At 72.9% G+C, this 15,058-nt stretch carries 13 protein-coding genes; 2 read left to right on the forward strand and 11 right to left on the reverse strand.

Going from position 1 to position 15,058, the window contains the following annotated elements:
* Positions 1-3: 3 nt before the first annotated feature.
* From ACFWUZ_RS05270 to ACFWUZ_RS05285, 4 genes are all read right to left on the reverse strand, one after another.
* Positions 4-1,086 carry a membrane dipeptidase gene (locus ACFWUZ_RS05270; RefSeq protein WP_384367369.1) on the reverse strand — a complete coding sequence of 361 codons (1,083 nt, stop codon included), beginning with the start codon at positions 1,084-1,086 and terminating at the stop codon, positions 4-6.
* A 239-nt stretch (positions 1,087-1,325) separates the two neighbouring features.
* Positions 1,326-2,516 carry a dipeptidase gene (locus ACFWUZ_RS05275; RefSeq protein WP_384367372.1) on the reverse strand — a complete coding sequence of 397 codons (1,191 nt, stop codon included), beginning with the start codon at positions 2,514-2,516 and terminating at the stop codon, positions 1,326-1,328.
* Positions 2,513-3,055: a 5-(carboxyamino)imidazole ribonucleotide mutase gene (gene purE, locus ACFWUZ_RS05280; RefSeq protein WP_384367375.1), complete on the reverse strand. Its 543-nt coding sequence runs from the start codon at positions 3,053-3,055 to the stop codon at positions 2,513-2,515. The genes ACFWUZ_RS05275 and purE overlap by 4 nt, the downstream gene beginning before the upstream one ends.
* Before the next feature lie 322 nt (positions 3,056-3,377).
* Positions 3,378-4,496, reverse strand: a complete 1,119-nt coding sequence (locus ACFWUZ_RS05285) for a 5-(carboxyamino)imidazole ribonucleotide synthase (protein ID WP_384368056.1) — start codon at positions 4,494-4,496, stop codon at positions 3,378-3,380.
* Positions 4,497-4,717: 221 nt separating this feature from the next.
* On the opposite strand from ACFWUZ_RS05285, the gene ACFWUZ_RS05290 reads away from it, so the two are divergent.
* Positions 4,718-5,257, forward strand: coding sequence for a GtrA family protein (locus ACFWUZ_RS05290; RefSeq protein ID WP_384367378.1), 540 nt, complete (start codon positions 4,718-4,720; stop codon positions 5,255-5,257).
* 104 nt (positions 5,258-5,361) lie between these two features.
* Here ACFWUZ_RS05290 and ACFWUZ_RS05295 read toward each other — a convergent pair whose 3' ends face one another.
* Positions 5,362-6,627, reverse strand: a complete 1,266-nt coding sequence (locus ACFWUZ_RS05295; RefSeq protein ID WP_384367381.1) for an ATP-binding protein — start codon at positions 6,625-6,627, stop codon at positions 5,362-5,364.
* A 24-nt stretch (positions 6,628-6,651) separates the two neighbouring features.
* Complete coding sequence (locus ACFWUZ_RS05300; protein WP_030030859.1) at positions 6,652-7,329, reverse strand: response regulator transcription factor; 678 nt, start codon at positions 7,327-7,329, stop codon at positions 6,652-6,654.
* A gap of 508 nt (positions 7,330-7,837) precedes the next feature.
* On the opposite strand from ACFWUZ_RS05300, the gene ACFWUZ_RS05305 reads away from it, so the two are divergent.
* On the forward strand, positions 7,838-9,355 hold the full coding sequence (locus tag ACFWUZ_RS05305; protein WP_384367384.1) for a peptide MFS transporter: 1,518 nt from the start codon (positions 7,838-7,840) through the stop codon (positions 9,353-9,355).
* A 73-nt stretch (positions 9,356-9,428) separates the two neighbouring features.
* Here the strand turns inward: ACFWUZ_RS05305 and ACFWUZ_RS05310 are convergent, their stop codons facing one another.
* From ACFWUZ_RS05310 to hutI, 5 genes are all read right to left on the reverse strand, one after another.
* Positions 9,429-10,781 carry a hypothetical protein gene (locus tag ACFWUZ_RS05310; RefSeq protein WP_384367387.1) on the reverse strand — a complete coding sequence of 451 codons (1,353 nt, stop codon included), beginning with the start codon at positions 10,779-10,781 and terminating at the stop codon, positions 9,429-9,431.
* A gap of 14 nt (positions 10,782-10,795) precedes the next feature.
* The gene (locus ACFWUZ_RS05315; RefSeq protein ID WP_384367390.1) at positions 10,796-11,959 is read right to left on the reverse strand and encodes a hypothetical protein; all 1,164 of its coding nucleotides are present in this window, start codon (positions 11,957-11,959) and stop codon (positions 10,796-10,798) included.
* Positions 11,956-13,011, reverse strand: a complete 1,056-nt coding sequence (locus ACFWUZ_RS05320; protein WP_384367392.1) for a hypothetical protein — start codon at positions 13,009-13,011, stop codon at positions 11,956-11,958. Before ACFWUZ_RS05320 ends, ACFWUZ_RS05315 begins: the two co-directional genes overlap by 4 nt.
* A gap of 17 nt (positions 13,012-13,028) precedes the next feature.
* Positions 13,029-13,700: an LPXTG cell wall anchor domain-containing protein gene (locus ACFWUZ_RS05325; RefSeq protein WP_384367395.1), complete on the reverse strand. Its 672-nt coding sequence runs from the start codon at positions 13,698-13,700 to the stop codon at positions 13,029-13,031.
* Between the two features lie 126 nt (positions 13,701-13,826).
* Positions 13,827-15,020 (reverse strand): imidazolonepropionase, encoded by a 1,194-nt coding sequence (hutI, locus tag ACFWUZ_RS05330; protein WP_384367398.1) that lies wholly within the window; start codon positions 15,018-15,020, stop codon positions 13,827-13,829.
* Between the last annotated feature and the right edge of the window lie 38 nt (positions 15,021-15,058).

Raw genomic sequence — 15,058 nt, forward strand, 5'->3', positions numbered from 1 at the left:
CCGTCAGGCAGGACTGGCGCGGCGGTGCTGGGCCGCGCGGGCGGTGAATTCCGCATCGCGGATCACCCGCTGCGCGTTGCCCCAGGTCAGCAGGGCCAGGTCGGCCTCCGACCAGCCCCGGTCGATCAGCTCCGCGATCAGCCGGGGGTAGCCCGAGGGGTCGGTGAGGCCGGCCGGGCGAGGACGGCCGGGCTCGGTGCCGAAGGCGGCGCCGAGGCCGACGCCGTGCGGGCCCGCGACGGCCCGTACGTGCTCCACGTGGTCCGCGACCGCGTGCAGGGAGTCCCCGGTCCGGGCCGTGTCGAAGGTGACCATGGCCAGGCCGTTCGCCGCCCGCAGCGCGAGCAGCACCTCGTCGGTCGCGTTCCCCGGGAACGGGTTCAGCGCCTCCGCGGCCGTGTTCGAGATGATCACCGGGGCCTTGGACGCCCCCGCGAGCTGACAGGCCGCCAGCGGCGGGCAGCCGGCCAGGTCCAGGAGGATCGAGAGCCGGTTCGCCTCCCGCACCACCTCGTGGCCGAAGGCCGTCAGGCCCTGCTGGGCCCAGGGCGCTCCCGCGGGCGCGAGGATCCGGACGCCCAGCGCGTGGAAGGCCCGCAGCGCGCCCAGCGAGTCGATGAGGGTGCGGCCGGGCACGGGACCGAGGAACGAGGCGATCCGGCCCCGGTTGCGGGCGTCGGCCAGGTCGTCGGCGCTCAGCGCCAGGCACAGGCCGTCGGGGTAGCGGCGCATCAGGGCCAGCGCCACGTCGATCTGTTCGAGCGTGTCCGACACCACCTGGTCGGCGGCCGCGGCCTCGCGCGGGGGCATCAGCGACCAGAACTGGGCCCCCACCCCGCCGGCGCGCAACCGGGGGATGTCGGTGTCCACCCCGCTGTCCGGGGTGTCGATGTCGTGGTACGGGCTCTGGCGCAAGGTCCACACCAGGGTGTTGCACCCGTCCGCGACGGGATGGACGCCGAGCAGCGCGGCGGCCCGGTCGAGGGACCCGGCCGGCGTCGCGGCAGGGGTGTCCTCGGCGCCGACGGAGGCGGGGCCGACGGGGACGTGGCCCTCGTCCGGTCGTTCGTCCTGCAGGTCGGCCATGGCATTCGCTCCGGTCTCGGCGGCAGCAGGGAGAGATGCTGCCACCGTGACACGGGGGACGCGCTTGCTGCCCGGCAGGTGTGGCGTTCGGGTGGCGGCCGTGCCGCTTCGGGGCGGGCGGCACGGATGCCGCGGGGCGGGGCCGCCCCCTGCCCGCCCGTCCCCCGCTCCCCGGGGCTCCGCGCCCTGACCCCGCCTGACCCCGCCGGGGCGGCGGGGTCAGGGGAAACGGATCCGGTCTACCGCGCCGCGTGCAGTACGGCGTTCGACGGGCCCTGGGCGGCCGAGAGGTCCCGTGCCACCGCTTCCGCGTCGCGCAGCGCCCGTACCGCGTTCGACCAGGTCAGCTTCGCCAGGTCGGGGCGCGACCAGCCGCGGGCGAGCAGCTCCGCGATCAGGTTCGGGTAGCCCGCGACGTCGTCGAGCCCGGCCGGGGTGAAGGCCGTGCCGTCGTAGTCCCCGCCGATCCCGATGTGGTCGACGCCCGCGACCTCGCGCATGTGGTCGAGGTGGTCGGCGACGGTGGCGGCCGTGGCCACCGGCCGCGGGCGCTCCGCCTCGAAGGCCCGGTGCAGGGCCATCGCCTCGGGGGTGGTGTCGAGGTGGTGGAAGCCGTGCCGGCGCAGGTTCTCGTCGGCGGCCAGGGTCCACTCGACGGCCGACGGCAGGATGAACTTCGGCACGAACGTGGCCATCGCCACCCCGCCGTTGGCGGCGAGCAGCTCCAGTACGTCGTCCGGCACGTTGCGCGGGTGCTCGCACACCGCCCGGGCGGAGGAGTGGGAGAAGATCACCGGCGCCTCGGAGACCGCGAGCGCGTCCCGCATCGTCGTCGCGGCGACGTGCGAGAGGTCCACGAGCATGCCGATGCGGTTCATCTCGCGGACGACCTCGCGGCCGAAGTCCGTCAGGCCGCCGTGGCGCGGTTCGTCGGTCGCCGAATCCGCCCAGTCGATCGTGTCGTTGTGCGTGAGCGTCATGTACCGCACGCCCAGCCGGTGCAGGGCGCGCAGGGTGGCGAGGGAGTTGTTGATGGAGTGGCCGCCCTCGGCGCCCATCAGCGAGGCGATCCGGCCGTCGGCGCGGGCCGCCTCCATGTCGTCCGCCGTCAGGGCACGCACCAGGTCGCCGGGGTAACGGTCGATCAGCTGGGCCACGGCGTCGATCTGCTCCAGGGTGGCGCTGACCGCCTCGTCGCCCGCGTAGTCGGAGCGGACGTAGACCGACCAGAACTGCGCGCCGACCCCGCCGGCCCGCAGCCGCGGGATGTCGGTGTGCAGACGGCCGCTCTGGTCCGCGGAGATGTCCCGCCGGCCGAGGTCGTAGCGCACCTGCTCGCGCAGCGCCCAGGGCAGGTCGTTGTGGCCGTCCACGACGGGGTGCTCGGCCAGCAGCTCACGCGCCTCGGCCAGGCGCTGCGCGGCGCTCACTTGCCGAACCCGAAGGACTCCGCGCCCGCGACCTTCGTCCGCAGCCGCTTGCCCTTCTCGGTGGCCTGGTCGTTCAGCTCCTGCTGGAAGTCCCGCATCCGGGCCAGCAGCTCCTGGTCGTGGGCGGCCAGCATGCGTACGGCCAGCAGCCCCGCGTTGCGCGCCCCGGCGACCGAGACGGTGGCGACGGGCACCCCGGCGGGCATCTGGACGATCGACATCAGGGAATCCATGCCGTCGAGGTACTTCAGCGGCACGGGCACGCCGATGACGGGCAGCGGGGTCACCGAGGCGAGCATGCCGGGCAGGTGGGCGGCCCCGCCCGCGCCGGCGATGATCGCCTTCAGCCCGCGGCCGGCGGCCTGTTCGCCGTACGCGATCATCTCGCGCGGCATCCGGTGCGCCGAGACCACGTCGACCTCGTACGGGATCTCGAACTCGTCCAGGGCCTGGGCGGCGGCCTCCATGACCGGCCAGTCGGAGTCCGACCCCATGACGATGCCGACGACGGGACCTGCGGAGGGGGCAGTGGTGCTCATCAAATCTCCTTGCATGGAATTCCCAGCTCGGGACTGGGAAGGAAACGCGTTGCCGGTCCGGAGCTCTGTGGCGGCACCATCCCGCTGCGCGACGCCCTGGCCCGGGCTGAGTGATCGGGTCTCGGTCGGTCATGCCGTCCGGGACGTGGGGTCCGGGACGTGGGGTCCGTCCGGACATCGGCGATGTCCCGGTACGCGGCGGCCTCGGTCCGTGGAGACGGCGCAAGACCTCGACGGAACACCCCTGAGAGGCACCGGTCGGTGAAGCAGAGGATCCGACCCGCGAGGGTAGGAGTCCCCCTCCGTGAGGAGGGGGACCGGGTCACTCGGTGATCGTTCCTCTGAGGTAGCCGGCAGCGTGACGGGCGCGCTCCAGCACATCGTCCAGGTCGTCACCGTAGGTATTGACGTGGCCGACCTTGCGGCCGTGCTTCACGTCCTTGCCGTACATGTGGATCTTCAGCTGCGGGTCGTGGGCCATGCAGTGCAGGTACGCCGCGTACATGTCGGGGTAGTCCCCGCCCAGCACGTTGGCCATGACCGTCCAGCGGGCCCGCGGGCGCGGGTCGCCCAGCGGCAGGTCCAGGACGGCACGCACGTGGTTGGCGAACTGGGAGGTGATCGCCCCGTCCTGGGTCCAGTGGCCGCTGTTGTGCGGGCGCATGGCCAGCTCGTTGACGAGGATGCGCCCGTCGGTGGTCTCGAACAGTTCCACGGCCAGGTGGCCGGTCACGCCGAGTTCCCCGGCGATGCGCAGGGCGAGGGCCTGGGCCTCGCCCGCCAGCTCCTCCGAGAGGTCCGGGGCGGGGGCGATCACCGTGTCGCAGACCCCGTTCACCTGGACGGACTCGACGACGGGGTAGGCCACCGCCTGGCCGTGGGGCGAGCGGACGATGTTGGCCGCGAGTTCGCGGACGTACTCGACCTTCTCCTCCGCGAGGACCGGGACGCCCGCCTTGAACGGGGCCGCCGCGTCCTCGGGTGTGCGGACGAACCACACGCCCTTGCCGTCGTATCCGCCGCGCACCGTCTTGAGGATGACCGGGAAACCGCCCACCTCTTCCGCGAAGGCCGCCACGTCCGCCGGATCGCGCACGATCCGGTGGCGGGGGCTGGGCGCGCCGATCTCGTCGAGCTTGGCGCGCATCACCCCCTTGTCCTGGGCGTGCACCAACGCGTCGGGCCCCGGCCGGACGGGGATGCCGTCCGCTTCCAGGGCCCGGAGGTGTTCGGTGGGCACGTGCTCGTGATCGAAGGTGATCACGTCACAGCCCCGCGCGAAAGCGCGCAGGGTCTCCAGGTCGCGATAGTCGCCGATGACGACGTCGCTCACGACCTGGGCCGCCGAGTCCTCGGGGGTGTCACTGAGGATCTTGAATCTGATGCCGAGGGGGATACCCGCCTCGTGGGTCATGCGGGCGAGCTGTCCGCCGCCGACCATGCCGACTACCGGGAACGTCACTCCTCCAGGGTATCCGGCGGTATTCGGCCACCGGGACCCGCATGGGCGCGGCCCCTGACGCGGAGCCGCCCGTGTGCCGTGCGTCGCAAGGGACCCCGAGGCACAGACGGACCACAGGGGGGACACTTACGATGGGTGGGTTGACGAAGATCCGGACGCTCCCGCTCGGGGGCGGCGACCGACAGGGACTGAACCATCAGATGAGCACTCCGGGGAACGGATCCGCCGTCGAACGCGTACGCGGCCTCATGCGGGAGGTCGCCAAGTTCGGGGCGGTGGGTGGCCTGGGCGTGCTGGTCAACCTCGGCGTCTTCAACCTGATCCGGCACACGACCGACCTGCAGGTGGTGCGCGCGAGCGTGATAGCCACCGTCGTGGCCATCGCCACGAACTACCTCGGTTTCCGGTACTTCGCCTACCGGGACCGGGCGCAGAGCGGCCGTACCCGCGAGCTGGCCCTGTTCGCCGCCTTCAGCGCGATCGGCCTGGTCATCGAGAACGGCGTGCTGTACACCGCCACGTACGGCTTCGGGTGGGACGGCCCGGTCGCGAGCAACGTGTTCAAGTTCGTCGGCATCGGCACCGCCACCGTCTTCCGCTTCTGGTCCTACCGGACCTGGGTCTTCAAGGCGCTGCCCGTCCCCGCCGCCGGTTCGGAGCCGATACCCGAGCCGGCCCCCGTGCCGCGGCCCGAGCCCAGGCCGCAGCCCGTGCCCGAGCCGGCGCCCGCGAACAACTAGCACGACCCGCCCCCGGCACCGGGGCGCGGCCCCGCATTTCCCGGCACCCCGACCCGTCGATGCCCTTGCGCCCCGATGCCCTGATGCCCTGATGCCCTGATGCTTCAGCGGACCGTGGACTGCGGTTCGCTCCGGTCCGGCGCGGTGCGGCTGAGGAAGAGGGCGAAGACCGGCGGTTCCGCCTGGAGCAGTTCGAGACGCCCTCCGTCGGCCTCCGCCAGGTCCCGTGCGACCGCCAGGCCGATGCCCGTGGAGTTGCGGCCGCTGATGGCCCGCTCGAAGATCCGGTTTCCGAGGTCCGGCGGGACTCCCGGCCCCTCGTCCGTGACCTCCAGCACCGCCTGGTTCCCGATGACCCGGGTCCGCAGCGCGACCGTGCCGCCGCCGTGCATGAGGGCGTTCTCCACCAGGGTCGCCAGCACCTGCGCGACCGCGCCGGGCGTGCCCACGGCCCGCACGCCCTGCTTGCCGGAGCGCACGATGGCCCGGCCCGCACTGCGGTAGGCCGGGCGCCACTCCTCCACCTGCTGCTTGACGACCTCGTCGAGGTCGAAGGAGACCGCGGAGCCGGTGCGCGGGTCCCGGGAGTTCGTCAGCAGCCGCTGCACCACGTCCGTGAGCCGCTCCACCTGGGTCAGGGCGATCGTCGCCTCCTCCCGTACGGTCTCCAGGTCCTCGGTGACCGTGATCTCCTCCAGCCGCATCGACAGCGCCGTGAGGGGGGTGCGCAGCTGGTGCGAGGCGTCCGCGGCCAGGCGCCGCTCGGCGGTGAGCATCCTGGCGATCCGCTCGGCGCTGGAGTCCAGGACGTCCGCGACGCGGTCCAGCTCGGGGACCCCGTACCGCCGGTGCCGGGGCCGGGGGTCGCCCGATCCGAGCCGTTCCGCTGTCTCGGCGAGGTCGGTGAGCGGGGAGGTCAGCCGGTTCGCCTGCCGTACGGCGAGCAGGACGGCGGCCACGACGGCCAGCAGTGCCACCGCGCCGACCACCGCGAGGGTCCGCCCCACTTCCCGGGTGACCGTGGAGCGGGACTCCTCGACGATCACGATCTCGCCCTGTTCGCCGCGGGCGGTGCCGCGCACGACGCTGCCGTCGATCCGGTGCCCGACCTCCACGGCCGGCCGGCCGGGGACGACGACGCGGGCGTAGTGCCCGGCGTCGAGCTGCTCGGCGAGGGTGCCGGCGACGACCGGCTTCTTCTCCAGCACGTTCGCCTCGACGATGCCGACGAGCCGCAGAGCTTCGGAGTCGATCCGGTCCTGGGCGCTGCTGGTGATCGTCCGGGTCTCCACGATGACGAGGGAGACCCCGAAGACGGCGATCACGACGAGCACCACGGCGAGCGTGGAGTTGATGAGGCGGCGGCGCATGCCTAAGAGGATGCCTTAGGGGTGTCAGCTCTTCTCGAAGCGGAAGCCGACGCCCCGGACGGTGGCGATGTAGCGGGGGTTCGCGGCGTCGTCGCCGAGCTTCTTGCGCAGCCAGGAGATGTGCATGTCGAGGGTCTTGGTGGAGGACCACCAGGTGGTGTCCCAGACCTCGCGCATCAGCTGGTCGCGGGTGACGACCCGGCCGGCGTCCCGGACCAGGACCCGCAGCAGGTCGAACTCCTTGGCCGTGAGCTGGAGCTCCTCCTCGCCCATCCAGGCGCGGTGGGACTCGACGTCGATCCGTACGCCGTGGGTGGCGGGGGGCTGGGCCGTCTCGTTGGCGCCGCGCCGGAGCAGGGCCCGGACCCGGGCCAGCAGCTCGGCGAGCCGGAAGGGCTTGGTCACGTAGTCGTCGGCGCCCGCGTCGAGGCCGACGACCGTGTCCACCTCGTCCGCGCGGGCGGTCAGCACCAGGATCGGGAAGCCGTGTCCCTCCGCGCGCAGCCGGCGGGCGACTTCCAGCCCGTCCATGCCCGGCAGGCCCAGGTCCAGGACGACGAGGTCGACGCCTCCCTGCAGTCCCGCGTCCAGGGCGGCGGGGCCGTCCTCCCGGACCTCGACCTCGTACCCCTCCCGGCGCAGGGCGCGGGCCAGGGGCTCCGAGATGGATGCGTCGTCCTCGGCGAGCAGTACACGCGTCATGTGGGTGATGGTAGTCCGCAGGAGGTGAAAGGAGGGGTGTCCCTGCATACCCCTCTCGATCTGGGGTTATGAACTACCGACGACCTTCGATTAGCGCCGAACGGTTCCCCGGAATCCTGTGATCCATATCTCAAGTCCTTCCATATGCCGCCGTGTCGTGTCGTATGGTGGCGAGACGCCTGATGCACTACGCAGGGACCTTTGTGCCGAAAAGCGAGCCGAAGGTCTCTGTTTTCTGTCCGAGCCGGTTCGGCAGTCTTGACGGACTGACGCGACGGACCGCCGGTCCGGCTCGATGACAGTGAATGACCTGTGGGCCGGGCCCTGCGCGCGATGGTGCGCGTCAGGGCGTGGACCCGGGTGCGACCGAACCTTCGCCACCGACGCACACGCCGGGGCGAGACCCCGGGGCGTGGGGTTGCGGGACGGCCGTTGCCGGTACCGGCCACCCCCACCGGGCGCGGATGAGCTCACGAAGCCAAGCGTCCCGAGCAAGCAAGGATCGACCATGGCTTCCAGCCTGACGAAGGACTCGGCGGATCCGTCCGCGGAGAAGACCTTCTTCGGCCACCCCCGTGGCCTGGCCACGCTGTTCATGACCGAGATGTGGGAGCGCTTCTCCTACTACGGCATGCGCGCCCTCCTCGTCCTCTACCTGGTGTCCGGAGGCACAGAGGCCGCGACCGGCAGCCAGGGCGGCGGCCTCGCCTTCACGATGGCCACGGCGACGGCGATCTACTCCGTCTACGTGGCGATGGTCTACCTCATGGCCATGCCGGGCGGCTGGTTCGGTGACCGCGTCTGGGGCGCCCGCAAGACGGTCGCCATCGCCGGTGGCGTGATCATGGCCGGCCACGTGTCGCTGGCCCTTCCCGGCCAGGCGATGTTCTTCGTCGGCCTGGCGCTGGTGGCCGCCGGTTCGGGGCTGCTGAAGGCCAACATCTCGACGATGGTCGGCCACCTCTACGAGGGGCCGGACGACCCGCGTCGTGACGGCGGCTTCACGATCTTCTACATCGGCATCAACCTCGGTGCCTTCGTCGCCCCGTTCGTCGTCGGCACCGTCGGCGAGAAGGTCAACTGGCACCTGGGCTTCCTGCTCGCCGCTCTCGGCATGGGCCTGGGCCTGGTCCAGTTCCTCCTGGGCACCAAGAACCTGGCCCCCCGCAGCAGCGTCGTCCCGAACCCGCTGTCGGACGACGAGCGCAAGAGCGTGATCGTCAAGGTCGTCGGTGTCGTCGCCGTCGTCGGTGTCTTCTACGGCATCGTCGCCGCCCTCGGCATGTACACCCTGAACTGGGCACTGGTCCCGATCACCCTGGCCGGTCTGATCATCCCGGTGGCCGTACTGGTCCGCATCAAGCGCGACAAGGACCTGTCGGGCACCGAGCAGTCGAAGATGACCGCGTACATCTGGTTCTTCGTCGCCGCCGCCGTGTTCTGGATGATCTACGACCAGGGTGGTTCGACCCTGTCGCTGTTCGCCGACGGCAAGACCGCGGACACCGTCTTCGGCCTCGGCTTCCCGGCCACCTGGTACCAGTCGCTGAACCCGCTGTTCGTCATGGGTCTGGCGCCGGTCTTCGCCTGGCTGTGGCTCTGGCTGGCCCGTAAGAACCAGGAGCCGAACACCATCGTGAAGTTCGCGATGGGCCTGGTCCTGGTCGGCGCGTCCTTCTTCGTCTTCATCGTCCCGATGAACATGGCGGGCGACGGCACCAAGGTCTCCCCGATGTGGCTGGTCTCGATCTACATGATCCAGACCATCGGCGAGCTGTGCCTCTCCCCGGTCGGCCTCTCGGTCACGACGAAGATGGCCCCGCAGAAGTACGCCTCCCAGATGATGGGTGTCTGGTTCCTCGCGGTCACCGCGGGCGACTGCACCACCGGCATGCTGTCCATCGCCGGTGTGGACCTGAACGGCACGGGGGTGATCGCCTTCGAGGCGACCGCCGCGGTGCTCGCGGGCTTCGCGGTCTACTCGTACCGCAAGAAGGTCCAGTCGCTCATGGGCACGGTGCACTGACGCACCCCTGACGCAGCGGAGCGGCCCGGCACACCGGAAGGTGTGCCGGGCCGTTTCGTTGCGCCGGGCCGGTCTACCTCGTGCCGCGCAGACGGCGCCACGGGGTGAAGGTGAAGACCGCGCCGCCGAGCAGGACGACCGTGCCCGCCACCAGGGCCAGGGCCTTGATGCCGCCCTCGTCCTCGGCGCCGGTCTCGGCGAGGCCGCCCGAGGTGGTGGGGGCGCCGGCGGTGGTGTTGCCCGTGGTGGTGGGCGATCCGGAGCCGCCCGGCTGGGCGGCGGTGTCGAGCTCCAGCGAGACGCCGCTGCTGGCCGCCTTGCAGGGAACGTTGATCGGTGTGGCACCCGGGGCCATCGTGACGTCGATCGTCAGCTGGTCCGGGCTCAGCGTCACCTTGCCGGTCTTTCCGGGCGTGTAGGTGCCGGTCATGTCGCTGAGGCTGACCGGGCCCTTGTCCGGGATCGGTTCCGCGTTGGCCGGGCCGGAGACCTTGACCTTGCCGCTGTCGGCGCCGCCGAGCCGGACGTCCATCGAGGGCTTGAGGGCCCCCGCGGGCAGGGCCATGGGCGCGGCCATGGCGCCCTTCGCGGTCTTGACCGTGAGGTCGTACTTGCCGCCGTTCTTCTTCGCGTTGATGGTGACCGGGGTCTTGATGCCCCCGGGGACGACCGGGCCGCAGTCGAAGGCGACCTCGACGGCCTTGCCCGGGAAGTCGGTCCGGCCGCCGCCTCCGCCGCTGGTGGAGCCACCGGTGGACGTGGCGCCGCCCGAGGTGGTGGAGCCCCCGGAGGAGGTGGTGGAGCCCGTCGTGCCGGCGGAGCCGGTGGAGCCGCCGGTCGTGCCGGCGGTGCCCGTGGTGCCTCCGTTCGTGGTGCCGCCGTTGGTGGTGCCGCCGCTGGAGCCCGCCGACACGTCGATGGTGGCCCCGGCGCTCACGGCGCCCTGCGGGGCGCATTTGGTGACGAACGTGCCGAAGGAGAAGGTGACGGCGACGTCGTACTTGCCGGGGGTCAGGGTGATCTTGCCGGCCTTGGTGAGCTTCAGCTTGCCCTTCATGGGCGACATGACCATGGGGGCCTTCTTGGGGATCGGCGGGTTCTTCTTCTCCCCGACGACCTTCAGCTCGCCCATTCCCCCGCCCAGCGCGATCCAGCCGGTGGGCTGGACGGCGTCCTGAGGGATGTCCATCAGGTCCGTGTTGTTCGAGGCGGGCTTGACGGTCTCCCAGACCACGTCGACCTCGTCGCCGACCTTGGCCGTGGCCGGGGCGGTGATCTTGGCGGTGGTCTCGCCCTCGACCGGGCTGCCACCGCCCGCCGGGGGAACGCACTTGACCTTGTACGTGGCCTCTCCGGCCAGGGCGGGTGAAGCCGAGATGGCGATACCCGCGCCGCCGAGCAGCAGCGCGACCGCGGCCGCGCTCACCCTCCGTTGGGTTTTCACGAATGTCCCTTCGTCGTCGAACGGTTCTCAGACGGTGCGGACGTCTGTGGTGCTGACTCCGGCGCGCTGTCCGGGGTGAACCACGGCAGGACCGCCGTGGGGGTCTCGGGGGGCGCCGCCGGGGGTGCGGAGCGGGCCGGCGCGGATCCCCGTACGCCGGGGCCCGCGGACAGGACGCGCGGCAGGCGGGCCGTGACCGCGGCTGCCGCGGCCGGGAGCCGGACGCCGCGGTGGCGTCCGCCGGCGGGCGCCGGGCGGCGCGGGCGGACCTTGTCGACGACGGCCATGCCGATGCGGAAGAGCGCGGCCGGGACGACCACCAGGAGCAGGCCCCGGAAGAGCAGGACCCCGTACGGGCGGTCCACGCCCCAGGGCTGGGTGGCCACGACCGTCTCGCCGTACTTGAGGGAGATCGTGTAGTCCCCGTACGCGCCCGCCGTGAGAGCCACGTCCAGCGCGATCTCGGCCTTGCCGCCCGGGGGGACGGTGCCCTTCCAGCGGACCTCCTCCCACAGCGGGGCGAACACCCCGTGCGCGGTGCCGAGCTGGAAGACCGGGTCCTTGACGGGGGCGGAGCCGAGGTTGCCGACGGTGACCGTGAACTTCCGGGCGGGCGGGGCGCCGAACCAGGTCAGCACCCCGTCCTCGCCCTCGAGCCGGACGCCGGTGAGCAGCGCGAGGCGCGGGGTGCCGGATTCGGCGGGCAGTTCGGCGACGGGGTGGCCGGTGATCTTCAGGGGTGCGGCGACGGTGGACTGGTCGCCGTTGACCGAGGTGACGTTGACGACGCAGGGGCAGGGCTTGGGCGGCTCGACCACGGGCAGCTGGGCGGCGAAGCGCCCGTCGTCGGCGACCGAGACGGCGGCTCCGTCGGCGTTGGCGCAGCTGTTGGTGCCGCCGATCATGTTCTGGCCGCAGATCAGCAGCATCACCAGGGTCTTGGCCCGCCAGCCGGTGCCGGTGACGGTGATCTCGGTGCCCTTGGCGGCCTCCTGGAGGGAGAGGGTCACGGCGGGCTCGGCCTCGTCGGACGCGGCCGGGGCGGCCGGGAGCAGGGCGAGGGCCAGGGCCAGGGCGCACACCGCCAGCCCTGCCGCGAGGAGGGCTCCGGGCCTTCCGGTGGCTCCGGGTCGGACGCCGGCGCGGGCCTTGGCACTCACCTGGATGCTCCCGTCGGTTCGTGTTCCGGTGCGCGGCTGTGCGCGGGGTCCGGCGCCGGGTCCGGCGGCGGGTCCGTACGGGCCGCCCGTCTGCGTACGAGGAGCAGCGCGGCCAGGGTGGTCCCGCCGAGGACGAGCAGCCCGGCGCCCGTCCAGCCCGCGATCCGCCACGGCACGAACCAGGCGGAGGCGGCGGCGGAGGCCCGGGCGCCGCCGGGGGCGGTGACGGTGAGGGTGAGGTCGACGCGGTCGAGGACCGGGGCTCCGGGCCAGGGTTCGGTGAGCCGGACCCGCTGGCCCGGGAGCAGTTCGAGGGGCAGGGTGCGGGGGCCGCGGCCGGGCACGTCGCCGAGCAGGCCCTCCGCGCGGATCCCCAGCTCCGGGGAGAGGGCCACGTTGCCCCGGTTGACCAGGGTGTAGGTGACCTCCGCGGCGGAGCCCCGGCCCCGGACGGCGAGGTCCTCGACGGTGAGGGCCGCCAGGGCGGGGCCGCCGACGCGCAGGTGGATCCGTACGCCCGCCTCGCGGCCGCCCTCGGTGGCGACCACCGCGGCGGGGTGGTCGCCGGGCGGGGCGGCGGGGGGCACGGTGACGGTGAAGGGGACCACGGCCCGGGTGCGGGGCGGGATCTTCACGCTCGTACCGGTCCCGAAGCTGATCCAGGACCCGGCCCCGGCGGCGGTGCCGGCCGGGGGCGCGGCGGGGCGCACCGCGAGGGCGCCGTCGGCGGTGTTGTAGGCGTCGGCCCCGCGCAGGCTGACGGTCCGCTCCCGGTCGGTGGTGTTGGCCAGGGCGAGGCGGTCCTCCAGTACGGAGCCGGCGGTGCCCGCGAGGTAGAAGTACGGGCGGGCGCCGCCGGACCGGGATGCCGTGCTCCCGGCAGCGGGCTCGGCGCTCCAGCCGGGCTCGGCGGCGGCGGGCTGCGCGGAGCCGGCCAGCAGGGCGGCCGCGGTGAGCAGCGGCGCGAGGATGCGTACGCGCAGGCGCAGGTGCGCGCGAAGGCGCGGCACGCGGGGGCGCGCGTGCCGGTCGGGGGCGTGGAGCACGGGCATGGCCGGGGGTGCTCCGTTCAGGGCCGGGCCCGCCCGCCGCGCCGGGTCAGCCAGAGCACGCCGGCCGCGCCGGAGAGCAGCACGGTGGCGCCGAGGGTGCCGAGGGCGAGGGCGGAGTCGGTGGGTCCGGTCTGCGGGAGGGTGTCGGAGCCCCCGGCGGGCGGCGGGGCGCTGCCGCCGGGCGCGGTGACGTCCAGTTCCAGGGCCGGGCCGGGGCTGTTGCCGGGGGTGCAGGTGGTCGTGGTGCCCATGGCCTTGATGGTGAGCACCCCGGCGGTGAAGGTGACCTTGCCGCTCTTCTTGGGCGTGTAGGTGCCCGAGAGGTCGGTGATCTTGATGGGGGTGTCGGCGGGCGCGGCCTCCGGGTTGGGCGGGCCCGACACCGGCACGGTCGCCTGTTCGGCGCCGCCGACGACGATGACCGCGCTGGGGCTCATCGCGCCCTTGCCGAGCTCGATGGGGCTGGACGAGACGCCCTTCTGGAAGGACATCGTCAGCTTGTAGCCGTCCCCCTCCTGGACGGCCTTGATGTCGATGGGCGAAACCGCCGACTTGTCCCCGATCGGGGTCTTGCAGTCGTAGGCCACGTCGACGACGGTGGCGTGCGCCGCGGGGGCGGCCAGCAGGACCGCCGATCCGGCCAGCGCGGCGGCCAGCGCGAGCGCGGTGGAGCGTTTCCGGTCGGACACCTTCGTCTTCCCCTCGGGCCACAAGTTACTGACGACACATCAGATCGGTGGCTCAAGGTACGCCCGGGGCCTTGCGGAGGGAAGACAAAGGACAGCCCGGATCAGCGGCCCGCCGGCCGCCCCGTTTCAGCCGTTTCCACCCGCCCGGACCACCTGGACGCCCCGCTGCCAGACGGCGGAGACGAGCGGGACGCCGGGCCGGTAGGCGAGGTGCACGTGGCTGGGGGCGTCGAGGAGGGCCAGGTCGGCGCGGGCCCCGGGGCTGAGGACGCCGATGTCGCCGCGGCGCAGGGCGCGCGCTCCGCCGGCGGTGGCCGACCAGAGGGCCTCGTCGGGGGTCATCCCCATGTCCCGGACGGCGAGGGCGATGCAGAAGGGCATCGAACTCGTGTAGGACGAGCCGGGGTTGCAGTCCGTGGACAGGGCGACGGTGGCGCCCGCGTCGATCAGGCGGCGGGCGTCGGGCCACGGGGCGCGGGTGGAGAACTCGGCGCCGGGCAGCAGGGTGGCGACGGTGGTCGCGGCGGCCTGCGCGAGGGCGTCCACGTCGGCGTCGGTGAGGTGGGTGCAGTGGTCGGCCGAGGCGGCCTCCAGCTCCACGGCCAGCTGCACGCCGGGGCCGTGGGAGAGCTGGTTGGCGTGGACGCGCGGGATCAGCCCGGCGGCGGCGCCCGCGGCGAGGATCGCGCGGGCCTGGTCCCCGTCGAAGGCGCCCTTCTCGCAGAAGACGTCCACCCAGCGGGCGTACGGGGCGCAGGCCTCCAGCATCTCGCCGGTCACCAGGGCCACGTAGGCCGCCGGGTCCTCGGCGTAGTCCGGGGAGACGATGTGTGCGCCGAGGTAGGTGACCTCCTCGGTGTGCGCGGCGGCGATCCGCAGCGCCCGGGCCTCGTCGGCGACGGTGAGGCCGTAACCGGACTTGGTCTCGAAGGTGGTGGTGCCCTGGCGGCGGGCCTCGTCGAGGTGGCGCACCAGGTTGGCCTCCAGCTCGGCGTCGGTGGCGGCGCGGGTGGCGGCGACGGTGGTGCGGATGCCTCCGGCGGAGTAGCTGCGGCCGGACATGCGGGCGTTGAACTCGGCGGTGCGGTCGCCGGCGAAGACCAGGTGCGAGTGGGAGTCGACGAAGCCGGGGACGACGGCGCGGCCGGCGGCGTCGTACGCCTCGTCCGCCGCCGGGGCCTCCGCCGTGGGGCCGACCCAGGCGATCTTGTCGTCCTCGATGACGACGGCCGCGTTCTGGACGAGGCCGAGGGGGCCTTCGCCGAGGGCGGGGTCGTTGGTGACGAGGCTGCCGATGTTCGTGATGGCGGTGGTGGTCATGGTTCCTCTCGGGGCTTGGTTGTCCCCCGCCCCGCCGC

Origin of the sequence: Streptomyces sp. NPDC058646, assembly GCF_042716875.1 — a bacterium.
GTDB lineage: Bacteria > Actinomycetota > Actinomycetes > Streptomycetales > Streptomycetaceae > Streptomyces.